This window comes from Pseudomonas taiwanensis (genome assembly GCF_013393345.1).
GTDB lineage: Bacteria > Pseudomonadota > Gammaproteobacteria > Pseudomonadales > Pseudomonadaceae > Metapseudomonas > Metapseudomonas resinovorans_C.
On the sequence record NZ_QJRF01000053.1, the window covers coordinates 38933 to 61562 of the forward strand.

The window sequence follows — 22630 nt, forward strand, 5'->3', positions numbered from 1 at the left end:
TCCGTTCAAAGGGGGCGGCAAATCCAGTGCAAGTAACGGCCTAATCCCAAATAGCTGGGGTGTCGGCGGTAAGCCAGTTCCATTTCCAGCAGGTCCACCAGCTCGGCCTTGGCCTGGAACTCCTGGGGCATGTAGTCGTGGAACACGCGCACGCCGCTCTGGTTTTCGACTTTCCAGTGGCCTTCGAGCTGTGTCGCCAGGTCACGCGGGTCCAGCGGCTGCTGCGGGGTCAGGCTTTGTCCTTCGCCGGCGAACTTGTGTTTGCGCAGCTTGCGGAAATGCCCCTTGAGCAGGTTGCGATAGATCAGCGCGTCCTTGTTGTAGAAGGCCAGCGACAGCATCCCATCCTTGGCGGTGAGCTGATGCAGCACGGGCAGGATGGCGTGCGGGTCGGCAAGCCATTCCAGCACGGCGTGGCAGAGCACCAGGTCATAGGGCTCGGTGAGCTGGCCGAGCAGCTCCTGCCAGGGCGCCTGGATGAAGGTGGCAGCCTGGCCGGCCTCGGCAAAGCGCTGGCGGGCGCCTTCGAGCATGGGCTCAGCCGGCTCGGCGAGGGTGACCTGGTGGCCGCGCTCGGCCAGCCAGAGCGCCATATGGCCGAGGCCCGCGCCCACATCGAGCACGCGCAACGGGCGGTCGGGCAGGACTTCAGCGAGGTCGGCCTGCAGCACGGCGAGGCGGATGGCGCCCTTGGCACCGCCGTAGATCTTTTCGGCGAAGCGCGTCGCCAGTTCATCGAAGTGACGGTCGCTCATGTGAAGCGCCTTTCGCTGTCGGCCAGCTTGGCACGGACCACGGCGTCCATGTCCAGGCCGAGTTCGGCGCAGAGCAGCAGGAGGTAGAGCACGATATCGCCCACTTCCTGGCCGGCGTGGGCGAGTTTTTCGGGGGGCAGCTGGCGAGACTGGTCTTCGCTCAGCCACTGGAAGATTTCCACCAGCTCGGCCATTTCCACGCTGGCGGCCATGGCCAGGTTCTTCGGACTGTGGAATTGCCGCCAGTCGTTGTTATCGCGGATGGCATGCAGGCGGGCGGTGATTTCGTCGAGGTTCATGGGGCTCTCCTTGAACCGCCTATGGTCCCGCTGGCCGCCCGGCCGCGCAAGGGTTATCCCAGCGGGCGCCAGCTTCCCGCCATGTGCGGGATGTCGCCCTTGCCGAGCAATGCGAGTTGGCCTTCGGCGGCCGGTGCGCTGGCCAGCAGGGTGACTTCGGCCGGCAGGAGAACCGGCTTCTGGAAGCGGACTTCCACTTCGTAACCGGCGCTGGGCAGGTGGATTTCCAGCGCCGCCAGGCAACGGGCCTTGTTCCACAGCCCATGGGCGATGGCGCGGGGGAAACCGAACAGCCTGGCGCTGGCGGCCGAAAGGTGGATGGGGTTGTAGTCGCCGGCCACGCGGGCATAGCGCCGGCCGATGTCGGCGGCGGCGTACCACTGATCCAGGTGCGTCAGCGGCAGGCTTTCCAGGGTAGCGCGCGGCTCCGGCTGGCCGGGCAGGCGAAGGCCGCGGAAGAGAATGCGGCTATCGCCCTCCCAGACCAGGCCGAGCTGGTCTTCCAGGCGAGTGATCAGGCTGAAGGTGGCGCCTTTCTCGTGGGGCTGGAGATCGCTCACCTGCACGCTGGCAACGAAAGGCCCCAGGCCACCCAGGGCGCGCAACACGCGGATACGGTTTTCCAGGTGCACCAGGCCCAGCAGTGGGAAGGGGAAACGCGGATCGGTGAGCAGGCGCATCTGCAGCGGGAAAGCGAGGATGTGCGGGTAAGTTGCCGGCATCAGCCCCTTGTCGCTGAAGTCGCAGACGGCGCGATAGCGCGCCAGATGATTCGGGTCGACGCTTACCTGGCAGCGCACGCCCACGTCGGGCAGGGCCTTGCCGCGCATGCCACGGCGCACGGCGGCGCGGGCGAACAGGCCAGGAAGGGCGGGAGGTGCGGAAAGGTCGAGCCAGTCGGTGGCCATGCGTGATCTCCTCAAGGCGAATGGGGCTCAGCATAGTCAGCGGATTGTGTCGCACATTGGCCGGTCGTCCCGGGAGTGCGGCAGGGCAGTCAATCGCGGCCTTGAGCGGGGATGAAAAAGCCGAATAAGATGGCCGCGCCTCGCAGACAATAAGAATTCTCCGAAAATGATGCGTGATCTGACCGACGATGTGGCGCTGATGCGCCCGGTGATCGACGCCCTGCGTGCCAGCGGTACCGACCCGGACAAGGTTCTGGTGCGCGTCGGCCTGCCGCCAGGCGGACTGCCCGCGGGTCGCTTTCCCCATGCTGCACAAACCCAGTTCTGGAAGGCCGCCGCCGCCGAGTGCGGTGAGGAGCACGTCGGCCTCTACCTGGCGGGTCATTTGCCCGCCTTCCACGGGTTGTTGCTGGAGTACCTGTTCCTCTCCAGCGGTACTTTTGGCGAGGGGCTGCGGCATGCCCTGCGCTATGTGCGCCTGCTCTCCGACACCCTGAGTGCCCATCTCGAAGTCGAAGATGATCGCGCCGTGCTCTCCCTTGGCCGGCACGCGGGCAGCAACCGGCATTTCCCGGAGATGCTCGCGGGTGCGGTGATCCGCCTCTTCCATGCCCTGACCGATGGGCAGTTCAAACCCCACGAAGTGCAACTGATGCACGCCGAAGGCGCTCCCGCCGAGCGTTACCACTCGGTCTATGGCTGCCCGGCGCGGCTGGGGGCTGATCGCTACGCGCTGATCTTCGATGCCGAGGTGCTGGACAAGCCCTCGCGCCACGCTGCGCTGGACCTGTTGCGCATGCACGAATCCCTGGCCCGTCGCCAACTGGCGGAGGTGGAACGCCTGGACCTCGTGCGCCAGGTGCGCGAGTTGATCGGCGAACTGCTGGTGGATGGCGGCGCGACCCTCGAGCAGGTCGCCGCACGCCTGAACATGCCGGCCCGCCGCCTGCGGGAAAGGCTGGCCACGGCCGGGGTGCGATTCAACGACCTGGTCACCGACTACCGTTGCCGACTGGCCAAGGAACTGCTGCTGAAGACCGACGAACGCATCGAGGTGATCGTCGAGCGCACCGGCTTCTCTGAACCGAGCACCTTCTACCGGGCGTTCAAGCGATGGGTGGGCGAGACGCCGGTGGAGTTCCGCAGGAAGGGGAAGGGCGAGGGCTGAGCTATTGGGGCAACTGCGTTGCCCTTAGCGAATGAATTCGCCCCCACAGGGGTTCTGTCCTGAACCAGGTGTTTCAGGTGGGCGATCTTCCTGTGGGGGCTGAAGGTCGCTATGCAGGCCGGAGGTCTGCCCTGCTGAGTTGATTGGGGCGGCTGCGCGCCCTTTCGCGAATGAATTCGCTCCCACAAGAGAGCTGGTGCGTCAGGTGGATGCTTTTCCTGTAGGGGCGAATTCATTCGCCAAGCCAAGCAGGCCGAAGGTCTGCCTAGCAGAACCTATTGGGGCAGCTGCGCTGCCCTTTGGCGAATGAATTCGCTCCCACAGGGATCTGTCCTGAACCAGATGCTTCAGGTGGGCGATTTTTCTGTGGGGGCGATTTCAATCGCTGAGCAGGCCGACGGTCTGCCCCGTCGGATCGCCAGGGGCAACTGCGTTGCCCTTTGGCGAATGAATTCGCCCCTACAGGGATTTGATTCGCGCCGGCGGCTTGGCCTCAAGCCCCCAACAGACTCTGCCCGCACACCCGCATCACCTGCCCGGTCAGGGCGCCTGAGCCCGGCTGGGCGAACCAGGCGACGGCTTCGGCCACGTCCTGGGGCAGGCCACCCTGGCTCATCGAGTTCATGCGGCGGCCCGCTTCGCGGATGGTCAGGGGAATGGCGGCGGTCATCTGGGTTTCGATGAAGCCCGGTGCCACAGCGTTGATGCTGATACCGCGTTGGCTCAGCAGCGGGGCCCAGTTCTGTGCCAGGCCAATCACACCGGCCTTGCTCGTCGCGTAGTTGGTCTGGCCCATGTTGCCGGCAATGCCGCTGATGGAGGCGATCAGCACCACGCGGCCGTTGTCGTGCAGCTTGCCAGCGTCCAGCAGGGCCTGGGTGAGCACCTGCGGGGCACGCAGATTGACGTTGAGCACCGAGTTCCAGAAGTCGTCGCTCATCTTGGCGAGGGTCTTGTCGCGGGTGATGCCGGCGTTGTGCACGAGGATGTCCACGCCTTCAGGCAGGGCTTCCACCAGTTGGCTGGCAGCGCTCTCGGCGGTGATGTCGATGACGACGCTGTGGCCGCCCAGGCGTGCGGCCAGGCCGTCGAGGGCGTCCTTCGCCGGGGGGACGTCCAGCAGCACCACCTCGGCGCCGTCACGGGCCAGGGTTTCCGCGATGGCGGCGCCGATGCCACGGGAGGCGCCTGTCACCAGCGCGCGTTTGCCGGCCAGCGGGCGGGTCCAGTCGTGGACTTTCTCGGCGCAGGCCGTCAGGCGCAGCACCTGGCCTGAAACGTAGGCGCTCTTGGGGGAAAGGAAGAAACGCAGCGCGCCTTCGAGCTGGTCCTCCGCACCGCTGCCGACGTAGATCAGCTGCACGTTGCCGCCGCGGCGGATTTCCTTGCCGAGGGAGCGGGTGAAACCCTCCAGGGAGCGCTGCACGCTGGCGGCGACCAGGTCCTCAGTCGCTTCGGGCATGCGGGCCAGGACCACTACTTTCGGGCATTTACCCAGCCCCTTCATGGCCGGTTGGAAGAAGTTGCGCAGCTCGATCAGTTGCTCGAACCGGGTCAGTCCGCTGGCATCGAAGATCAGTGCCTTGAGTTTCGGGCCGTGCTCGGCCGTCCAGCGCGACAGGCCGAAACGTCCGTCTTCGTCGGCGAAATTCTGGTCCGTGAGCTTGTTCAGTACGCCGCTGGCCGCTTCGGCGAGCGCGCCCTGGCCGCCAATCAGCAGGGCTCCGTCAACCGGCCGTGCCCGGCCTGCCATCCAGCGCTCCAGGCGAACCGGTGCCGGCAAGCCCAAGGCGCCCACCAGGCGCCGGCCAGTGTTGGAGTTGGCGAAGGCGAGGTAACGGTCGTTCATGGGGTAGCTCCTGCTGGTCAATCGAAAGTGGGCTCACTCTACGCAGACACGCGTTGAGCGCAATTGACCGCGCTGACCTGCCGAGCGGCGAGGCGGCCAATCCAGCCGTCTAGTCTTGTACCCGACACTGCAACCCGCAAACCCTCATCGCAAGGAGTCACCATGGCCCAGCTTCGCCGGGTCGCCATCGTCGGCGGCAACCGTATCCCCTTCGCCCGCTCCAACACCGTCTACGCCACGGCGAGCAACCAGGACATGCTGACCAGCGCCCTGGAGGGCCTGGTGGAACGCTTCAACCTGCACGGCGTGCGCGTGGGCGAATTCGCCGCCGGTGCGGTGCTCAAGCATTCCCGCGATTTCAACCTGGCCCGTGAATGCGTACTGGGTTCGCGCCTGGCGCCGGAAACTCCGGCCTACGATATCCAGCAGGCCTGCGGCACTGGCCTGGAGGCTGCCATCCTGGTCGCCAACAAGATCGCCTTGGGGCAGATCGAATGCGGCATCGCAGGTGGCGTGGACACCACGTCCGACGCGCCCATCGGGGTCAATGAGGGGTTGCGCAAGATCCTGCTCCAGGCCAATCGCGCCAAGTCCACGGGCGAGAAGATCAAGGCCTTGCTGCAAGTGCGTCCGCGCCACCTGGCCCCCCACATTCCGCGCAACGGCGAGCCGCGCACCGGGCTATCCATGGGCGAACACTGCGAGCTGATGGCGCAGACCTGGGCCATCCCCCGCGATGAACAGGACCAACTCGCCATCGCCAGCCACCAGAAGCTCGCGGCGGCCTATGCCGAGGGCTGGCAGAACGACCTGATGAGCCCTTTCCGCGGTCTGAACCGCGACCAGAACCTGCGCCCGGACATCAATGCCGAAAAGCTGGCGGGCCTGAAACCGGTGTTCGAGCCCGGCCCGCGCGGCACCCTGACGGCGGCCAACTCGACGCCGCTGACCGACGGCGCCTCGGTGGTGCTGCTGGCCAGCGAAGAGTGGGCCAAGGCACGCGGGCTGCCGGTCCTGGCCTACTTCCGCGACGGCGAAGCGGCGGCGGTGGATTTCGTCAGTGGCGAGGAAGGCCTGTTGATGGCGCCGGTCTACGCAGTGCCGCGCCTGCTCGCGCGCAACAATCTCTGCCTGCAGGACTTCGATTACTACGAAATCCACGAAGCCTTCGCGGCCCAGGTGCTTTGCACCCTCAAGGCCTGGGAGGACGCCGACTACTGCAGGAGCCGTCTCGGCCTGGACACGCCGCTGGGGTCCATCGACCGCAGCAAAATGAACGTCAAGGGCAGCTCGCTCGCGGCCGGACACCCCTTCGCGGCCACCGGCGGGCGCATCGTCGCCAACCTGGCCAAGCTGCTTTCGGTGGCGGGCGAGGGGCGAGGACTCATCTCGATTTGCGCTGCAGGCGGCCAGGGTGTGACCGCGATCCTCGAAAAGTAATCCAATACCCGTGGCGGCAAGTCATCGCCGCCACGCGATGTAAGCAACTCCGTGATTTAGGGCGGCCCGCAATGTCGGGGCCGCCCTTTTTTTGTCGGGCGGGTGGGAAGGCTTTCAGCCATCGATCAATACGCCGTCCTTGACGATCTTCACCTGCTGATGGCGTTCAAGGCGCACCGGATCGCGGCCGGTGATGCTCCAGCCCTGGTCGAGCAGCTTTTCGATGTGCTTGCGCATGACGTGAAAGCCGCGTCTTTCCTGCGGCACGTCGCGGCGGCGTTTGAGCACCACCCACTGCCCGGCGACGTACTCGATCCAGGGCGTCTCGGGTATCTCCCTACGGTCGGCCGCGGCCGGCAGACTGCTCTTGAAGATGGTCTCTTCGGGGAACAGCAACTCGGTAAGGCTTGATTCGTGTTCGCACAGCAGCCTGGGGTCAGTCATTTCGAAACAACCTCCCTATTGCACGATTGCGTTTGGACGCGTGTTGCCGTCCGGGCCTGGACCTGGGTGTATCACCGTTGCAACAGGTGCAGAGCAATGGCTGTGCCACAAGCGCCGCACCGCTCTGGGCTGGCGCTTGCAGGGGAGGCGGGGCGCTTTGCCGCGCCGGGACTGGGGATTGGGACTCAGGAGTGGGGCAACCCTCACCCCCGGCGGGGTGAGGGGCGCTGATCAGACTGCGGCGGCGGCCAGGGCCTGTCCGCGCAGCGAATAACGCTCGGCCATGACGGCGCAGACGATCAGCTGCATCTGGTGGTAGAGCATGATCGGCAGCAGGATCAGACCGAGGGCCGGGCTGGCGCCGAAGATAATGGCGGCCATGGGTGCACCCGCCGCGAGGGATTTCTTGGTGGCGCAGAACACCGCGGCGATCTCGTCTTCATGGCTGAAACCCAGGCTGCGCGCCGAGCGGGTGGTGAGCCAGAGCATCAGGGCCAACAGCAGAGCGCAGCCGACGAACGCCACGATCAGGGTTTCCGGGCCTTGCTGCTGCCATACGCCACCGGCCACCGAATCGCTGAAGGACGCGAACACCAGCAGCAGGATCACCAGCTTGTCGAACACGCCCGTGTAGCGTTTGTAGCGGGCGAAGAATTTGCCCCACAGCGGGCGCAGTATCTGCCCCAGCAGCAGTGGCAGGAGCAGCAGCAGGCTGAGATCCAGCAGGGTCTTGCCAAGGTCGATGCCGCCGTTGGCGTCGGCCACCAGGCTGATCAGCCAGGGCGTCAGGAACACCCCCAGCAGGCTCGACAGGCTGGCATTGAGGATGGCTGCCGGGACGTTGCCCCCTGCACTGCCGGTAAGTGCCACGGACGAGGAAATGGTCGAGGGCAGGGCGCAGAGGTAGAAGAATCCAAGCATCAGCGCAGGCGGTACCTGGCCCCCCAGCAATTTGTTCGCGCCGAGCCAGAACAGCGGGAAGATGGCGAAGGTGAAGACCTGCACCATCGCGTGCAGGCGCCAGTTGCCCAGGCCCTTCTTGATCTGCTCGGTGGAGAGGTTGATGCCATGGAGGAAGAACACCAGGAAGACCCCGGCATTGATCAGGCTGCCGGCATGCAGGGTGCCGCCGTGCTTGCCGACGTTGGGGAACAGCCAGGCCAGGCTGACCGCCAGCAGCATGCCGCCGAGGAACCAGTCGGTGACCAAGCGTTTCAGGGGTTTGAGTGCCGACATGGAGCCTCCGGATTCGCGCGAACTTGAGGCCGGAGACTAGCGGGCGCAGAATCCGGCCGTCTAACGACATGGGATCAACAGATGTCGCCAAACGGACAACATGACCTGCAACGCCAGATTCCCCGGCTCGAACACTTGCCGCGGCCGCTCTACGCCCGCGCGGAAAGCCTGCGCGCCGGCTCCTGGACCGCCCGTCACAGCCACGACTGGGTGCAGCTCTCCTACGCCATCAGCGGCGTGCTGGGCGTGCACACCGCAGCGGGCAGCTTCTACGCGCCGCCGCACTGGGCGATCTGGGTGCCGGCGGGGCTGGAGCATGAGGTGGTGAGCTCGATGAACGCCGAGATGCGCAGCCTCTACGTGCGCCGCGACGCCAGTGCCTGGGCACCGGAGCGCTGCCGGGTGCTGGAGGTGACGCCGCTGGCACGGGAGCTGATCAAGTCGTTCTGCGAACTGCCGGTGGAGTACCCCGAGGGCGAGAGTGCGGAGGCGCGGTTGGTGGCGGTTCTGCTGGACCAGCTCCAGGCGCTCCCCGAGGCGGGGTTTTCCCTGCCGATGCCGGCCGAGTCGCGCCTCTTGCGGCTGTGCAGCGAACTGGTGGCCCAGCCCGATCTCGCCCATAGCCTGGGAGATTGGGCGCTGCGGCTGAATACATCGGAGAAGACCCTGACCCGCGCCTTCCAGCGTGAGACGGGGCTAAGTTTCCGGCAATGGCGCCAACGCCTGCGCCTGCTGGCTGCCTTGCAGCCCCTGGAGGGCGGTGCCAGCGTTACCGAAGTGGCGCTGGCCAGCGGGTATGAATCGCCGTCGGCATTCATCGCGGCGTTCAAGGGGCTGTTCGGCGTGACGCCTGGTGAGTTGTTTCGGGCGGGATAGGGACTGGGATATTTGTGGGGGCGATTTCAATCGCTATGGGCAGCATCGCTGCTTAGCGAATAAATTCGCCCCCACAGGAAGGGATCAGTTCGTAGGGGCTCGAATGAATTCACCCCACAGGGGTCAGTCCCTCCATTCCAGCTCTAACTCCTCCTGCCAGGCCACCCGCACGAAGTGGCTGCCGACGATGTCCTTCAGGCGCTCCAGGCCTTCGCTGGATCCGCTTTCCACGGCCAGGGTCAGGCCATCGCCTTCGGCGCGCAGCAGGCCGAGGCCCAGGTCGAATTCGATGCGGCCCTGCTGGTCGTCATGGCTCACCGGCACGCGGTGGGCGAAGTGCTTGCACAGGCGGGTGATGTAGCGCGCCGGGGTGGCGGTGGCGACGTGGGCGGATGCGGTCAGGGTCATGGGCAGGTTCCTCAGTAGCCAACGGTGAAACGTTGGCGGATGTGTTGGGGTTGCTCCAGTTCGTCGACGATGGCAACGGCGAGGTCAGCCACCGAGATGCGCGCCGGATGGTCGCCGCTCATCAGCAACTGGTCGCCGCCGACGCGGAAGCGGCCGGTACGCTCGCCCGGCTCCAGCAGGGCAGGCGGGGAAATGAAGGTCCAGTCCAGGTCGTCAGCGTCGCGGATCAGGTTGAGCGCCTGGCGTGCACCTTCCGCGCCTTCCTTGTACTCGGCAGGGAACTCCGGGGTATCGATCAGTTGCAGGTTGGGCGCGACATAGAGGCTGCCGGCGCCGCCGACCACCAGCAGGCGCTTCAGGCCTGCCTGGCGGACACCCGCGAAAATGCTTTGGGTGCCTTCGATGAACAGCTCGCGAATCTTCGCCTCGCCCCAGCCGGGATTGAAGGCGTGCACCACTGCGTCGTGGCCGGTCACCGCTCGGGCGATGTTGGCGGCGTCATAGGCGTCGCCTTTCACGGCGTCGAGGCTGGCGTGCTGCGGGAGTTTTTCCGGGTGGCGGACGATGGCGGTCACTTCATGGCCGCGCTGCAGGGCTTCGCTGAGGACGGCGGAGCCGACGAAACCGGTGGCACCGATCAGGGCGATTTTCATGTGCATCTCCATGCAGGGTTGCGAGGTGGCGCATAATCGCTGCTGGATAATCGATGGAAAAAGTACCGAAAGGTGCTTTCACAATTAAGCAGGGCTTACGAATGGAGCAGCTCAAGCGCATGGCGGTGTTCGCCACCGTGGTGGAACGCGGCAGCATGGTGGGTGCGGCCGAAGTGCTGGGCATGACGGCGTCGGCGGTCAGCCAGCAGATCCGCAAGCTGGAAGAGGAAACCCAGGTCAGCCTGCTGCACCGCACCACCCGCAAGCTGACGCTGACCGAGGCGGGCGCGGTGTTCTACAAGAGCTGCGCCCAGGTGCTGGAGCTGGCGCAGCAGGCCGAGCAGCGCCTGGCGGAACTGCGCGATGCACCGGTGGGCGAGCTGCGAATCGCCGCTCCGGTGGGTTTCTCCAACGGCATGCTGACCGAAGCCCTGGCGCCTTTGCTGGAAGCCCATCCGGGGTTGAGCCTGCAGCTGTTCTTCCACGACGAGCAGATCGATCTGGTGGAGCAGCGCATCGACCTCGCTATCCGCGTCGGCCCTCAGGAGGACTCCAGCCTGGTGGCCCGGCATCTTGCCGACTGGCCGGCGGTACTCTGCTGCGCGCCGGCCTACCTGGCCCGTAGCGGCCCGATCCTGCGGCCTGAACGATTGCTGGAGCTGGACTGGATCAGCCTCAACGGCGAGCGCCAGCAGCATCAGGTGACCTTCACCGGCCCCGCTGGCGAGCAGCAGCGGCTGCGCTTGGAACCGCGCGTCGCGTGCAACAACATCCTCGCCGTACGCAGCTTCACCCTGGCGGGGCTGGGTATTTCCTTGCAACCCGAGCCGGAAGTCCGCGAGGAACTGGACAGCGGCCGGCTGCTGGCGCTGCTGCCGGAATGGCAACCGAGGCCCGTCGGCCTGTACATCGTCACCCCACGTCGCGATGCGCTGCCGGCCAAGGTGCGTTATGCGATCGAAGCCCTTCGTCGCGGTCTTTTGCGTCGTGGATAGCCGCCGCTGCCCGCATGCCGTATAACGTCGGCCCATCCTCTCTCGTCCTTTGAAGGCACTCGCAGCACCTGCATGAAGACCCCGAAACGCCTTGAGCCATTGCTGGAAGATGGCCTGATCGATGAAGTCCTGCGCCCGCTGATGAGCGGCAAGGAAGCCTCCGTGTACGTGGTGCGCTGCGGCAGCGAGCTGCGTTGCGCCAAGGTCTACAAGGAGGCCAACAAGCGTGGTTTCCGCCAGGCCGCCGAGTACCAGGAAGGCCGCAAGGTGCGTAACAGCCGCGATGCCCGAGCCATGGCCAAGGGCTCGAAATACGGCCGCCGCGAACGCGAGGAAACCTGGCAGAACGCCGAGGTGGCCGCGCTGTTCCGCCTGGCCAACGCCGGCGTGCGGGTGCCCAAGCCCTACGACTTCCTCGATGGCGTACTGCTCATGGAGCTGGTCAGTGACGGTGAAGGCGATGCCGCGCCGCGCCTGAACGATGTCGACCTGACGCCTGAAGACGCGCGCGAGTTCCACGGCTTCATGATTGGCGAGATCGTCAAGATGCTCTGCGCCGGACTGGTCCATGGCGACCTGTCCGAGTTCAACGTGCTGCTCGACCCCTACGGTCCGGTGATTATCGACCTGCCCCAGGCCGTGGATGCCGCCGGCAACAACCACGCCTTCCGTATGTTGGAGCGTGATGTCGGCAACATGTCCGAGTATTTCGGCCAGTTCGCCCCCGAGTTGAAGTTCACCCGCTATGCCAAGGAAATGTGGGCGCTCTTCGAGGAAGGCAAGCTGACCCCGGAATCCCCGCTCACCGGTCAGTTCGACGAGCCCGAAGACGCCGCCGATCTGGATGCCGTGATGCGCGAGATCAAGGCGGCCCTGGCCGATGAAGCCCGGCGCCAGGCGGCGCTTGCCGAGCAGGACGCGCCGCAAGTACGCGAAGAGCCTGAGCCGCCGTGGATGCGCGGCTGAGCATCACTTGACCTGACAGGGCCGGAGCACGATCCTTGCTCATTGGTTTTTTCAGGAGATGTGCAGATGCAAGGCCAAGCCGAAGTGGTTGATTACCTCAAGGACCTGTTGCGCGGCGAGCTGGCTGCCCGCGATCAGTACTTCCTGCATTCGCGGATGTACCAGGACTGGGGCTTCAACAAGCTTTTCGAGCGCATCAACCATGAGATGGAAGAAGAGACCCAGCACGCCGACGCCCTGCTGCAGCGCATCCTCTTCCTCGAAGCCACCCCGGACATGCGCCCGCGCACCATCCATCCCGGTAGCACTGTGCCGGACATGCTGCGCGCCGACCTCAAGCTGGAGTACGAAGTCCGTGCCGCGCTGAGCAAGGGCATCACCCTGTGCGAGAAGCACAAGGACTACATGAGCCGCGACATCCTCGCCGCCCAGCTCAAGGACACCGAGGAAGACCACGCCTACTGGCTGGAACAGCAGCTCGGCATGATCGACCGCATCGGCCTGGAGAATTACCTGCAATCGCAGGTGTGAGGTTCCAGGTTGACCAGAAAGGGCCGCGATTGCGGCCCTTTCTATTTGGGCGTCGTTCCGACGCCTTTCGCGAATGAATTCGCTCCCACAAAAGAGCGGCAAGTGCGCACGCAGTTGCCGGCACGAGTCACCCCTCGCCCTCTGGGAGAGGGGCCGGGGGTGAGGGCAGGTGGGAGTGGCACGGCATTGAGGGGCAAGACCCCACACAGCCCACCACAATTTTCCCGCGCATCTGTATCCATACATTTCAGCGTCCGGCTGCTAGCGTGTGCCCCAATTCCCGGAGCCCTCGCCATGCCGCTTCCACACATTCTCCTGGCCCTGCTGGTCACCCTGATCTGGGGCGTCAACTTCGTGTTCATCAAGGTCGGCCTGGAGGACTTCCCGCCGCTGCTGTTCTGCGCCCTGCGCTTCGCCCTCGCGGCGCTGCCGCTGCTGTTCCTGCGTGGACCGATGCCGGCGCCGTTCTGGCGCATCGTGCAGATTGGCATGCTGCTCGGGGTGATCAAGTTCGGCATCCTGTTCGTGGGCATGCACATGGGGATGCCGGCGGGCCTGTCGTCGCTGGTGCTGCAGAGCCAGGTGTTCTTCACCATCCTGCTTGCCGCCCTGTTCCTCGGCGAGCGTCCCAGCCCTCGGGGCCTGGTGGGGCTGGTGCTGGCGGCGTCTGGCCTGGTGCTGATCGGGCTCGACCGGCCGATGGGAAATAGCCTGGTGGCGTTCATGATGGTGATCGCCGCCGCGCTGGCCTGGGCTTTCTCCAACATCGCCACCAAGCGCAGCGGTGCGACGGACATGCTGCGGCTGATCTGCTGGGTCAGCCTGATCCCGCCGTTACCGCTGCTGGCGCTTTCCTATCTGCTGGAGGGGCCGGAGACCATAGTCGCGGCCCTGACCCATCCCAGCTGGGGCGGAATCGGCGCGCTGCTCAACGTCGCCTTCCTCGCCACCACCGTCGGTTACGGCTTGTGGAGTTTCCTGCTGCATCGCTACCCGGCCAGCCTGGTGACGCCCTTCGCCCTCGCGGTGCCGGTATCCGGCCTGCTGGCCGGTTGGCTGTTGCTGGGCGAAGAACTCAGCACGAGCGGCTGGCTCGCTTGCGTACTGGTGTTCGCCGGCCTTGCGATCACGGTGCTGCCCAAGTCGGTGATCGATCGTGTCTTCAGTGGCAGCAGCCGCCTGACTCCAGATCCTTGAGGATCGGGCAGTCCGGGCGGTGGTCGCCTTGGCAGTGGTCCACCAGTTCCTGAAGGGTGTCGCGCAGGCCAGCGAGCTCGGCGATCTTGCGATTGAGCGCGTCGATGTGGTCGCGGGCCAGCTCCTTAACGTCGGCGCTGGCGCGTTGGCGGTCCTGCCAGAGCTGCAGCAGTCGGCCCACCTCTTCCAGTGAGAACCCCAGGTCCCGCGAGCGCTTGATGAACGCCAGGGTGTGCAGGTCCTGGCTGCTGTACTGGCGGTAACCGCTGTCGCTACGCCCGGCTTCGGGCAACAGGCCGATGCCTTCGTAGTAGCGAATCATCTTCGCGGTCAGCCCGCTCTTCTTTGCGGCTTGGCCGATGTTCATGGGGATTTCCTCTCTTGTGCACGCGCTCGACCGTAGGAGCGAGCTTGCTCGCGAACCTTCGCCAGCAAGCTGGCTCCTACAGGAGCGCATCATCAATCCGGTTTCCAGGTTTTCAGCAGCAGGGCGTTGCTCACCACGCTGACACTGGACAGCGCCATGGCCGCGCCCGCCACTACCGGGCTGAGCAGGCCGGCGGCGGCCAGGGGGATGCCGATCAGGTTGTAGATGAAGGCCCAGAACAGGTTCTGGCGGATCTTCGCATAGGTCCGCCGGGAGATATCCAGGGCTGCCGGCACCAGTCGCGGATCGCCGCGCATCAGGGTGATACCCGCTGCGTGCATGGCCACGTCCGTACCGCCGCCCATGGCGATGCCCACATCGGCCGCGGCGAGGGCAGGGGCGTCGTTGATGCCGTCGCCGACCATCGCCACAACCGCTCCCTCGGCCTTGAGCGCCGCCACCGTGGCGGCCTTGTCCGCCGGTAGCACCTCGGCGTGTACCGAGCCGATGCCCAGGGCCTCGGCCACCACTCGCGCACTGCCGCGGTTGTCGCCGGTGATCAGGTGGCTGTGGATATCCCGCTCGCGCAGGGCTGTCACGGCCTGCGCCGCGCCCTCCTTGAGCGTGTCACCGAATGCGAAAAGTCCGAGGACACGTGGTTCGGGGTTCAGCTCCAGCAACCACGACAGGGTGCGGCCCTCGGCTTCCCATGCCTTGGCCTGGCTGGCCAGGTCGCCTGCCGCGAGCCGTTGTTCGTCCAGCAGGCGGCGGTTACCCAGGGCCAGCAGGCGGCCATTTACCCGGCCTTCGATGCCACGGCCGGCCAGTGCGCGGCTGTCGTCCACGGCTGGAGCCTCCAGGCCCTGCTCGGCGCAGGTATCCAGTACCGCCTTGGCCAGCGGATGTTCACTGCCGCGTTGCAGCGCGCCGGCCAGTTGCAGCAGTTCGTTCTCGTCGCCATTTGCCGCCACCAGGTGAGCGATGCGCGGGCTACCCGAGGTGAGGGTGCCGGTCTTGTCGAAGGCCACGGCCTTCACCGCATGGGCGACTTCCAGCGCTTCGGCGTCCTTGATCAGGATGCCGTGGCGAGCCGCCACGCCAGTGCCGGCCATGATCGCGGTGGGAGTGGCCAGGCCGAGGGCGCAGGGGCAGGCGATCACCAGCACGGCAACGGCGTTGATCAGTGCGGTTTCGATGCCGGCACCCGCCAGCAACCAGCCAGCTAGGGTAGCCAGGGCGATCAGCAGCACTGCCGGGACGAATACCTGGCTGACGCGGTCCACCAGTTTCTGAATCGGCGCCTTGGCCGCCTGGGCGTCCTCCACCAGACGGATGATCCGTGCCAGGACCGTCTCGCCACCGAGCGCCGTCGTACGCACCAACAGGCGCCCCTCGCCATTGATGGCACCCGCGGTGACGCGGTCGCCGGGCTGTTTGGGCACGGGCAGGCTCTCGCCGCTGATCAGGGCTTCGTCGGCGTGGCTCTGGCCCTCGCTGACTTCACCATCGGCGGGGAAGCGCTCGCCGGGTTTCACCACCAGCAGGTCACCCAGTTGCAAGGCGGCGATGGCGACCTCCTCCTCGACGGCATCCCGCAAACGGGTAGCGCGTTCCGGACGCAGGGCTTCCAGGGCGCGGATAGCTGCGCTGGTCTGGCGCTTGGCGCGGCTTTCCAGGTATTTGCCCAGCAGGACCAGGGCGATGACCACGGCCGAGGCTTCGAAATAGAGGTGCGGCGTATGACCGGGATGCGCGGTCCACCACTGGTAGAGGCTGAGGCCGTAACCGGCGCTGGTGCCGATGGCCACCAGCAGGTCCATGTTGCCGGCGCCGGCTTTAACCGCTTTCCAGGCTGCGCGGTAGAAGCGAGCACCGAGGATGAACTGCACGGGCGTCGCCAGGGCGAACTGCACCCAGGCCGGCAGCATCCAGTGCAGGCCGAACCATTCCAGCAGCATGGGCACCACTAGCGGCAGGGCGAGTGCGAGGGCCAGCAGGACGGCCCAGCGTTCGCGGTGCAGGCGGGCTTCGGCGTCGTCCACCGGCGGCCGGTCTTCATCCACCAGGCTGGCGGTGTAGCCAGCAGCCTCCACGGCCTGGATCAGGCGGGTGTTGTCGGGCTGCCCGAAAACTTCCAGGTGGGCGCGTTCACTGGCCAGGTTCACGGTCACATCGGCCACCCCCGGCACCTTGCGCAGGGCGCGTTCCACGCGGCCGACGCAACTGGCGCAGGTCATGCCGCCGATGGCCAGTTCCAGGCGCTGAGCGGGCACCTGGTAACCGGCGGCTTCCACGGCTGCCACCAGGGCCGGCAGGCTGTCGCCCGAGGCCTGGACGCGAGCCTGCTCGGTGGCCAGGTTGACGCTGGCGGCCTCAACGCCCGGCACCTTGGCCAGGGCGCGCTCCACCCGGCCGGCGCAGCTGGCGCAGGTCATCCCGGCGATGGGCAGGTCGAATGCGGTTGGGTTGGTCATGGGTCGATCCTCCTTGGCATGGGCCTAGGATCAACCTTGACACAAGGGAAAGGTCAAGCGGTCATTGCACGGCGGAAGTCGGTACCAGGTAGAGGCCTTCGGTGCTCTGCGCCAGGCGGTATTTGCGTACCTCGCCGGCCGACAGGGTAATGATCTGCTGGCGCAGTTGCTCGATGCCCGGCTTGCAGCGTCCGGGACCGAGCAGGCTCAGGCGGATCGACAGGGGCCCCGGCGGCAGGTTGAAGGAGACTATCTGGCCCTGCACCAGCCGCGCCGCCAATTGGTCTTCCAGATAGAGGCCGACGTCGCAGGCCGTGGCGAGCTCCAGGCGCTCCCGGGAGACGATCAGCACGCCATAGTCGACCGGAGGCTGGGCCAGGGCCAGCAGCGGGGCCGCCAGAAAGGCGAGCAGGGCGGGGCGGAAGCCGTACATGGCAGAAGTCTCCTACAAGACATTCAACCCAGTGTAGGACCAGCCCTTGACCTTGCCACGGTGGAAAGGATGAGACTGGCGCCAGGTTCCACTCACAAGGAGAACGACCATGCAGGTATTCAAGGTTCAAGGCATGTCTTGCGGACATTGTGTCCGTGCCATCACCCAGGCCGTGCAGGCCCGCGACCAGGCCGCCGAAGTGCAGGTGGACTTGGCGGCCGGTGAAGTGCGGGTGGCCAGTCGGTTGGCGGAAGAGCAGGTCCTGGAAGCGATTCGCGAAGAGGGCTATCAGGCGGAGGCGGCCTGAAGTCCGTACCCTGTGGGGGCGATTTCAATCGCCAAGCGGACCGCAGGTTCGCCATTCGGGCCTCGCGGGGCGGCTGCGCCGCCCGTAGGGGTGAATGAATTCGCCCCTACGGGCATTCAATCCCAGTCCTTCACCAGTCCCCGGAACAGCGCATCCACCATCGGCTCGGCATCGATCAGCGGGTCGAACAGGGCGGGGTCGCGTGTCCAGTCGCTGAACAGTCCAATCACCAGTCCATGCACGGCTCGCGACGCTTGTAGCGGGGTGATGCCCGGGCGCAAGCGCTCGCGGCAGGCGGGGCGGGCGAACAAGGCTTCGCAAAGCTGGATGAACTGGTCGACGAAGGCGTAATGGCGTTCCTCGGCCTCGCGCAGTTCTTCAGTGAATTCGCAGCGATGCAGCAGGATGTTGAAGATGCGCTTGCGCTGCTCGTCCCGCGCCAGGTTGAGAATGGCTTCCAGGCACAGATCGCGCAGTGACAGCATCGGGTCCTGGCCATTGCAGCCGCACAGCCGTTCGGTCATCTGCTCCTGAGGCAAGCGCACCTGGGACAGCATCTCGTGGAACAGATGGGCCTTGTTCTGGAAATGCCAGTAGACTGCCCCACGGGTCACCCCGGCGGCGCGCGCGATCTGTTCCAGTGATGTGTGCGCCACGCCGTTCTCCAGGAACAGGTGTTCGGCGGCGTCGAGGATTGCGCCTCGGGTTTTCTCTGCTTCTTCTTTCGTTCTGCGCATAGCAGTTGGGCCAATAGTGACTAGGCTTCTTGTTTGGGGAGCGGAGTGTACCGATTTTGCCGGGACATGACCGTTACAAACACAAATGAATGTATAGCTTAACGCCTGCTTCATTTGCCGATTCGGCACCGTATGGAGACACCTTATGCCGTTTACCCGCAGCCTTCCCCTCAGCCTTGCATTTCTAGCCGTAAGTGCCAGTTTCGCCGGTCTCGCCGGCGCTGCTGATGCACCCGGCGGCGCACCCCCTGCGCCTGAGGTGGTGGTGGAAACCGCCAAGGCCGCGCCGCTGCCGCTGGTCCTCGAGTATGCAGGGCGTACAGCGGGCTTCCGCGAAGTGGAGGTGCGGGCGCAAGTCAGCGGCATCCTTCAGCAGCGTACCTACACAGAAGGCAGCCGCGTGAAGCAGGGCCAGATCCTGTTCCGTATCGACCCGCGTACCTACGAGGCGGCACTGGCACGGGCCAAGGGTGCGCTCGCCCAGGAACAGGCGCGCTACCGGCAGACGGAACGCGACTTGAAGCGTACCCGCGAGCTGCAGAAGAAGGGCTTCGCCAGTGAAAGCGAGCTGGACAACGCGATTTCCAACTTCGAGCAGAGCAAGGCCAACGTCGAGGCCGCGCAGGCCGAGGTGAAGGCCCGCCAGATCGACCTCGACTACACCACGGTGGAAGCGCCCATTTCCGGCATGACCAGCAAGGAAACCCGTTCCGAGGGCAGCCTCATCGTGGCGGGTGACCCGAACGGAAGCCTGCTGACCCAACTGACCCAGCTCGATCCGATCTACGTCAATTTCGCCTACCCGGATACAGAGGCCGAACGCCTGCGCGAAGGCGTGAAGACCGGCAAGGTCGAGCTGCCGCCAGATGGGCTGCTCAGCGCTGACCTGAGGTTCGGCGATGGTTCCACCTACCCGCTCTCCGGCCGGGTCGATTTCACCGACAGTTTCGTCAACACCGGCACCGGCACGGTCAGTGCGAGGGCCGTGGTGCCCAATCCGGAGCAGAAGCTGCTGCCCGGCATGTTCGTGCGCGTGCTGGTGAAGGGGTTCACCCGGCCGCAGGCCATCACCCTGCCGGAACGTGCCCTGGCCCAGGGGCCGCGCGGCACTTTCGTCTACGTGGTGGACAAGGACGGCATGGCGCGGGTGCGCCAGGTGAAGACCGGCGATACCCGCGATGGCCGCTGGGTGATCGAGTCCGGCGTCACGGATGGCGACCGCGTGATAGTCGAGGGCCTGCCCAAGGTTCGTCCCGACTCGCCGGTGAAGGCCGTGGAGGCCAGCCAGGCCCCGGCCGCACAAGCTGCCAAGCAATCCTGAAGGAGCGCCTAACGTGATCTCGCGCTTCTTCATCGACCGACCGGTATTCGCCGCGGTCATCTCCATCGTGATCGTGCTCGCGGGCCTTGCCGCCATGCGTGCGCTGCCCATTGCCCAGTACCCGGAAATCCTCCCGCCTCAGGTGTCGGTCACGGCGGTCTATCCAGGTGCCAGTTCCCAGGTGATCGCGGAAACCGTGGCCGCGCCCCTCGAGCAGGAAATCAACGGCGTCGAGGGCATGATCTACCAGCTGTCCAACTCCGACAGCAGCGGGGCCATGAGCCTGACCGTGTATTTCGAAGTGGGCCGCGACCCCGACCAGGCCACCATCGACGTCAACAACAAGGTCCAGGCTGCGCTCGCCAAGTTGCCTGAAGAGGTGCGCCGGCAGGGCGTGAAGGTGGAGAAGAAATCCTCCGACATCCTCCAGGTGGTCACCCTCTACTCGCCGGACAACTCCCGTGACCCGATCTTCATCAGCAACTACGCGCTGATCAACGTGATCGACGAACTGAAGCGGATTCCCGGCGTGGGCGACGCCAGCCAGTTCGGTTCCAAGGACTACTCCATGCGCATCTGGCTGCGGCCGGACAAGCTGGCGCAGTACGACCTCACCCCGACCGATGTGGTCAATGCCATCCGCGAACAGAACTCCCAGTTCGCCGCCGGCAGCTTCGGCCAGCAACCGCTGGACCAGCCCCAGGACTTCACCTACACGGTGACCACCCAGGGCCGTTTCACCGATCCCAAGGAGTTCGAGGGCGTCATCCTGCGTTCCGACGCCACCGGCGCCAGCCTGCTGCTGAAAGACGTGGCGCGGGTGGAACTGGGGGCCCAGGACTACTCCCTGATGACCTCCCTCAACGGCCAGCAGAACGCCGCCTTCGGTATCTACCTGCAACCCGGCGCCAACGCCCTGGACACCGCAGACGCGGTGAAGTCGACCATGGAGCGGCTGGCGAAGCGCTTCCCTGAGGGCATCGCCTACAAAATCCCGTACGACACCACCAAGTTCGTCCAGGTCTCCATCGAAGAGGTGATCAAGACCTTCTTCGAGGCCCTGCTGCTGGTGGTACTGGTGGTGTTCATCTTCCTGCAGAACTGGCGCGCCACCCTGATCCCGGTGCTGGCGATCCCCGTTTCCCTGGTGGGCACCTTCGCCGGCATGTACATGCTCGGATTCTCCATCAACCTGTTGACGCTGTTCGGCATGGTGCTGGCCATCGGCATCGTGGTGGACGACGCCATCGTGGTGATCGAGAACGTCGAACGGGTGATGTCGGCCAAGAAGATCGGCCCGCGGGAAGCGGCCATCGAAGCCATGGAAGAGGTGACCGGTCCGATCATCGCCATCGTGCTGGTGCTCTGTGCGGTGTTCATCCCGGTGGGCTTCCTCGGCGGCCTGGCGGGGCAGATGTACCAGCAGTTCGCGATCACCATTGCGGTGTCCGTGGTGATTTCCGGCATCGTCGCGCTGACCCTGTCGCCAGCGCTCTGCGCCCTGATGCTCAAGCCCACCCATGGTGAGCCGGCAGCACCGTTCCGCTGGTTCAACACCTTCTTCGAGCGCATGACCAATGGCTATGGCGCCGGGGTGCAGTTCTTCCTCAAGCGTTCGCTGATTGGCCTGCTGCTGTTCGGCGGGATGATCGCGCTGCTGGTCATCCTCTTTGGGCGGGTGCCTGGCGCGCTGGTGCCGGACGAGGACCAAGGCTATGTGCTCAACGCCTACTTCCTGCCGCCGGCGGCGTCGCTGACCCGAACCGAAGAGCTCACCAGCACGGTCACCGAGGAACTGATGAAGCACCCGGCGGTGCAGGATGTGGTCACCTTCGCCGGTTTCGACATCCTCACCTTCGGCACCCGCAGCAACGCCGGGGTGTCCTTCGTGCCGCTGAAGGACTGGAGCGAACGCACCACGCCTGAACTCGATGCGCGCAACCTGACGCACACCTTCATGCAGATGGGCGCCGGGCAGAAGGACGGCATCGTGATGTCCTTCAACCCGCCGCCGATCACCGGCATGAGTACCACCGGCGGCTTCGAGTCCTACATCCAGGACCGCAGCGGCGGCACCGTGCAGCAGCTCGAAGCCGTGGTGCAGAAGTTCGTCGCCGCGGCCTCCAAGCGTCCCGAACTCGCGGGGGTGAACACCACCTTCAACGCCAACGTGCCGCAGTACTACATCGACCTCGACCGCACCAAGGCGCGTGCCCTGGGCGTGGCGATCAACGATGTCTTCACCGCCATGCAATCCACCTTCGGCAGCTACTACGTCAACGACTTCACCCTTTACGGGCGAACCTGGCAGGTGAGCCTGCAGTCGGAGCCGGAGTTCCGCCGCAAGCCGGATGACCTCAGCCAGGTCTATGTGCGGTCGGCCTCTGACGATCTGGTGCCGCTGTCATCCCTGGTGCGGGTGGAGCGCATCCTCGGTCCGGACTCCTACGCGCGCTTCAACGTCTACCCGGCCGCCAAGGTGCTCGGTGGGCCGGCACCGGGCTACAGCTCGGGTCAGGCACTGGAGGCGATGCAGGAGGTGGCGAACGAAGTGCTGGGTGAGGACTACAGCCTCGGCTGGATCGGTTCCGCCTACCAGGAGCTCGCGTCCCACGGCTCCGGCAGCACCGCATTCGTCTTCGGCCTGATCATGGTGTTCCTCATCCTCGCCGCCCAGTACGAACGCTGGACCCTGCCGCTGGCGGTCGTCACCGCCGTGCCCTTCGCGGTGTTCGGCGCCATCCTCGCGGTGTGGTTGCGGGGCATCCAGAACGACGTGTACTTCCAGGTCGGCCTGGTGACCCTGATCGGCCTCGGGGCGAAGAACGCCATCCTCATCGTCGAGTTCGCGGTGCTTTGCCGCGAACAGGGCATGGGGCCGGTGCAGGCGGCGCTGGAAGCGGCCAAGTTGCGTTTCCGTCCGATCGTGATGACCTCCCTGGCCTTCATCCTCGGTTGCGTGCCGCTGGCTATCAGTTCCGGCGCGGGCTCGGCAAGCCGCCACTCCATCGGCACCGGGGTGATCGGCGGGATGCTCGCCGCCACCATGCTGGCGACCTTCCTCATCCCCATGTTCTTCATGCTGGTGGAGAAGGCTTCGGACTGGCTGGAAAGCAGGAAGGCGCCCAAGTCCGAGCAGGCTCACGAGGGCTAGGGGCATCTAGATAATTGTGGGGGCGAATTCATTCGCTGATGGGCGCGCAGCGCCCACTTTCGGGCTGCAATGCCGGACCTGCCGGTCCGGTTAGCGAATGAATTCGCCCCCA

22 protein-coding genes are annotated in these 22630 nt (G+C 65.6%); 10 read left to right on the forward strand and 12 right to left on the reverse strand.

Translation table 11 applies throughout. The features are described 5' to 3' along the window. Positions 1 to 5: 5 nt before the first annotated feature. From DM872_RS11820 to DM872_RS11830, 3 genes are read right to left on the reverse strand one after another with little or no spacing between them, the layout of a single operon-like run. Positions 6 to 755, reverse strand: a complete 750-nt coding sequence (locus tag DM872_RS11820) for a methyltransferase domain-containing protein (RefSeq protein ID WP_179059674.1) — start codon at positions 753 to 755, stop codon at positions 6 to 8. After that, a complete protein-coding gene (locus DM872_RS11825; RefSeq protein WP_077523640.1) occupies positions 752 to 1054 on the reverse strand; it encodes a MazG-like family protein in 303 nt (100 codons plus the stop codon). The genes DM872_RS11820 and DM872_RS11825 overlap by 4 nt, the downstream gene beginning before the upstream one ends. A gap of 53 nt (positions 1055 to 1107) precedes the next feature. Continuing rightward, positions 1108 to 1962: a MaoC family dehydratase gene (locus DM872_RS11830; protein WP_179059675.1), complete on the reverse strand. Its 855-nt coding sequence runs from the start codon at positions 1960 to 1962 to the stop codon at positions 1108 to 1110. A gap of 169 nt (positions 1963 to 2131) precedes the next feature. Between DM872_RS11830 and DM872_RS11835 the strand changes: the two genes are divergently transcribed. Then, positions 2132 to 3130: an AraC family transcriptional regulator gene (locus DM872_RS11835; RefSeq protein ID WP_179059743.1), complete on the forward strand. Its 999-nt coding sequence runs from the start codon at positions 2132 to 2134 to the stop codon at positions 3128 to 3130. Between the two features lie 493 nt (positions 3131 to 3623). Here the strand turns inward: DM872_RS11835 and DM872_RS11840 are convergent, their stop codons facing one another. After that, positions 3624 to 4979, reverse strand: a complete 1356-nt coding sequence (locus DM872_RS11840; protein ID WP_179059676.1) for a 3-oxoacyl-ACP reductase — start codon at positions 4977 to 4979, stop codon at positions 3624 to 3626. A 162-nt stretch (positions 4980 to 5141) separates the two neighbouring features. Here DM872_RS11840 and DM872_RS11845 point away from each other — a divergent pair, with 162 nt between their 5' ends. After that, entirely contained in the window at positions 5142 to 6419 is a 1278-nt protein-coding gene (locus DM872_RS11845) for an acetyl-CoA C-acetyltransferase (RefSeq protein WP_179059677.1), read from the forward strand. Between the two features lie 114 nt (positions 6420 to 6533). Here DM872_RS11845 and DM872_RS11850 read toward each other — a convergent pair whose 3' ends face one another. Together DM872_RS11850 and DM872_RS11855 are read right to left on the reverse strand one after the other, a co-directional pair. Next, entirely contained in the window at positions 6534 to 6863 is a 330-nt protein-coding gene (locus tag DM872_RS11850) for a hypothetical protein (RefSeq protein ID WP_179059645.1), read from the reverse strand. Between the two features lie 231 nt (positions 6864 to 7094). Continuing rightward, positions 7095 to 8099, reverse strand: coding sequence for a bile acid:sodium symporter family protein (locus tag DM872_RS11855; RefSeq protein WP_179059678.1), 1005 nt, complete (start codon positions 8097 to 8099; stop codon positions 7095 to 7097). Positions 8100 to 8180: 81 nt separating this feature from the next. Between DM872_RS11855 and DM872_RS11860 the strand changes: the two genes are divergently transcribed. Then, the gene (locus DM872_RS11860) at positions 8181 to 8975 is read left to right on the forward strand and encodes an AraC family transcriptional regulator (RefSeq protein WP_179059679.1); all 795 of its coding nucleotides are present in this window, start codon (positions 8181 to 8183) and stop codon (positions 8973 to 8975) included. 123 nt (positions 8976 to 9098) lie between these two features. On the opposite strand, the gene DM872_RS11865 is transcribed toward DM872_RS11860, so the two are convergent. After that, on the reverse strand, positions 9099 to 9383 hold the full coding sequence (locus DM872_RS11865) for a DUF2218 domain-containing protein (RefSeq protein WP_179059680.1): 285 nt from the start codon (positions 9381 to 9383) through the stop codon (positions 9099 to 9101). An 11-nt stretch (positions 9384 to 9394) separates the two neighbouring features. Next, on the reverse strand, positions 9395 to 10036 hold the full coding sequence (locus tag DM872_RS11870) for an NAD(P)-dependent oxidoreductase (protein ID WP_179059681.1): 642 nt from the start codon (positions 10034 to 10036) through the stop codon (positions 9395 to 9397). Between the two features lie 101 nt (positions 10037 to 10137). Here DM872_RS11870 and DM872_RS11875 point away from each other — a divergent pair, with 101 nt between their 5' ends. From DM872_RS11875 to DM872_RS11890, 4 genes are all read left to right on the forward strand, one after another. Then, positions 10138 to 11031, forward strand: coding sequence for a LysR family transcriptional regulator (locus DM872_RS11875; RefSeq protein WP_179059682.1), 894 nt, complete (start codon positions 10138 to 10140; stop codon positions 11029 to 11031). Positions 11032 to 11103: 72 nt separating this feature from the next. Continuing rightward, entirely contained in the window at positions 11104 to 11997 is an 894-nt protein-coding gene (locus DM872_RS11880) for a PA4780 family RIO1-like protein kinase (RefSeq protein WP_077526330.1), read from the forward strand. A 66-nt stretch (positions 11998 to 12063) separates the two neighbouring features. Beyond that, entirely contained in the window at positions 12064 to 12528 is a 465-nt protein-coding gene (gene bfr, locus DM872_RS11885; protein ID WP_077526329.1) for a bacterioferritin, read from the forward strand. Between the two features lie 294 nt (positions 12529 to 12822). Further along, positions 12823 to 13725, forward strand: a complete 903-nt coding sequence (locus DM872_RS11890; RefSeq protein ID WP_179059683.1) for an EamA family transporter — start codon at positions 12823 to 12825, stop codon at positions 13723 to 13725. Here DM872_RS11890 and cueR read toward each other — a convergent pair. The 3 genes from cueR to DM872_RS11905 form a co-directional block, all read right to left on the reverse strand. Continuing rightward, positions 13691 to 14092, reverse strand: a complete 402-nt coding sequence (gene cueR, locus DM872_RS11895) for a Cu(I)-responsive transcriptional regulator (protein WP_179059684.1) — start codon at positions 14090 to 14092, stop codon at positions 13691 to 13693. The genes DM872_RS11890 and cueR overlap by 35 nt on opposite strands. A 92-nt stretch (positions 14093 to 14184) precedes the next feature. Further along, positions 14185 to 16566, reverse strand: a complete 2382-nt coding sequence (locus DM872_RS11900) for a heavy metal translocating P-type ATPase (protein ID WP_179059685.1) — start codon at positions 16564 to 16566, stop codon at positions 14185 to 14187. 61 nt (positions 16567 to 16627) lie between these two features. Further along, complete coding sequence (locus DM872_RS11905; RefSeq protein WP_179059686.1) at positions 16628 to 16999, reverse strand: hypothetical protein; 372 nt, start codon at positions 16997 to 16999, stop codon at positions 16628 to 16630. Between the two features lie 109 nt (positions 17000 to 17108). Between DM872_RS11905 and DM872_RS11910 the strand changes: the two genes are divergently transcribed. Further along, complete coding sequence (locus DM872_RS11910; RefSeq protein ID WP_069085773.1) at positions 17109 to 17306, forward strand: heavy-metal-associated domain-containing protein; 198 nt, start codon at positions 17109 to 17111, stop codon at positions 17304 to 17306. Between the two features lie 116 nt (positions 17307 to 17422). Here the strand turns inward: DM872_RS11910 and DM872_RS11915 are convergent, their stop codons facing one another. Further along, entirely contained in the window at positions 17423 to 18043 is a 621-nt protein-coding gene (locus DM872_RS11915; RefSeq protein ID WP_179059687.1) for a TetR family transcriptional regulator, read from the reverse strand. Between the two features lie 145 nt (positions 18044 to 18188). Between DM872_RS11915 and DM872_RS11920 the strand changes: the two genes are divergently transcribed. Together DM872_RS11920 and DM872_RS11925 are read left to right on the forward strand one after the other, a co-directional pair. Then, positions 18189 to 19364, forward strand: coding sequence for an efflux RND transporter periplasmic adaptor subunit (locus tag DM872_RS11920; protein WP_179059688.1), 1176 nt, complete (start codon positions 18189 to 18191; stop codon positions 19362 to 19364). 13 nt (positions 19365 to 19377) lie between these two features. Further along, entirely contained in the window at positions 19378 to 22518 is a 3141-nt protein-coding gene (locus DM872_RS11925; protein ID WP_179059689.1) for an efflux RND transporter permease subunit, read from the forward strand. Positions 22519 to 22630: the final 112 nt, after the last annotated feature.

Coding starts and splice junctions, on each gene's coding strand:
- DM872_RS11840 (WP_179059676.1), bottom strand. CDS start 4,979: ATGAACGACCGTTACCTCGCCTTCGCCAACTCCAACACTGGCCGGCGC.
- DM872_RS11920 (WP_179059688.1), top strand. CDS start 18,189: ATGCCGTTTACCCGCAGCCTTCCCCTCAGCCTTGCATTTCTAGCCGTA.
- DM872_RS11900 (WP_179059685.1), bottom strand. CDS start 16,566: ATGACCAACCCAACCGCATTCGACCTGCCCATCGCCGGGATGACCTGC.
- cueR (WP_179059684.1), bottom strand. CDS start 14,092: ATGAACATCGGCCAAGCCGCAAAGAAGAGCGGGCTGACCGCGAAGATG.
- DM872_RS11845 (WP_179059677.1), top strand. CDS start 5,142: ATGGCCCAGCTTCGCCGGGTCGCCATCGTCGGCGGCAACCGTATCCCC.
- DM872_RS11825 (WP_077523640.1), bottom strand. CDS start 1,054: ATGAACCTCGACGAAATCACCGCCCGCCTGCATGCCATCCGCGATAAC.
- DM872_RS11905 (WP_179059686.1), bottom strand. CDS start 16,999: ATGTACGGCTTCCGCCCCGCCCTGCTCGCCTTTCTGGCGGCCCCGCTG.
- DM872_RS11880 (WP_077526330.1), top strand. CDS start 11,104: ATGAAGACCCCGAAACGCCTTGAGCCATTGCTGGAAGATGGCCTGATC.
- DM872_RS11850 (WP_179059645.1), bottom strand. CDS start 6,863: ATGACTGACCCCAGGCTGCTGTGCGAACACGAATCAAGCCTTACCGAG.
- DM872_RS11910 (WP_069085773.1), top strand. CDS start 17,109: ATGCAGGTATTCAAGGTTCAAGGCATGTCTTGCGGACATTGTGTCCGT.
- DM872_RS11820 (WP_179059674.1), bottom strand. CDS start 755: ATGAGCGACCGTCACTTCGATGAACTGGCGACGCGCTTCGCCGAAAAG.
- DM872_RS11860 (WP_179059679.1), top strand. CDS start 8,181: ATGTCGCCAAACGGACAACATGACCTGCAACGCCAGATTCCCCGGCTC.
- DM872_RS11855 (WP_179059678.1), bottom strand. CDS start 8,099: ATGTCGGCACTCAAACCCCTGAAACGCTTGGTCACCGACTGGTTCCTC.
- DM872_RS11865 (WP_179059680.1), bottom strand. CDS start 9,383: ATGACCCTGACCGCATCCGCCCACGTCGCCACCGCCACCCCGGCGCGC.
- DM872_RS11875 (WP_179059682.1), top strand. CDS start 10,138: ATGGAGCAGCTCAAGCGCATGGCGGTGTTCGCCACCGTGGTGGAACGC.
- DM872_RS11915 (WP_179059687.1), bottom strand. CDS start 18,043: ATGCGCAGAACGAAAGAAGAAGCAGAGAAAACCCGAGGCGCAATCCTC.
- DM872_RS11890 (WP_179059683.1), top strand. CDS start 12,823: ATGCCGCTTCCACACATTCTCCTGGCCCTGCTGGTCACCCTGATCTGG.
- DM872_RS11870 (WP_179059681.1), bottom strand. CDS start 10,036: ATGAAAATCGCCCTGATCGGTGCCACCGGTTTCGTCGGCTCCGCCGTC.
- DM872_RS11835 (WP_179059743.1), top strand. CDS start 2,132: ATGCGTGATCTGACCGACGATGTGGCGCTGATGCGCCCGGTGATCGAC.
- bfr (WP_077526329.1), top strand. CDS start 12,064: ATGCAAGGCCAAGCCGAAGTGGTTGATTACCTCAAGGACCTGTTGCGC.
- DM872_RS11830 (WP_179059675.1), bottom strand. CDS start 1,962: ATGGCCACCGACTGGCTCGACCTTTCCGCACCTCCCGCCCTTCCTGGC.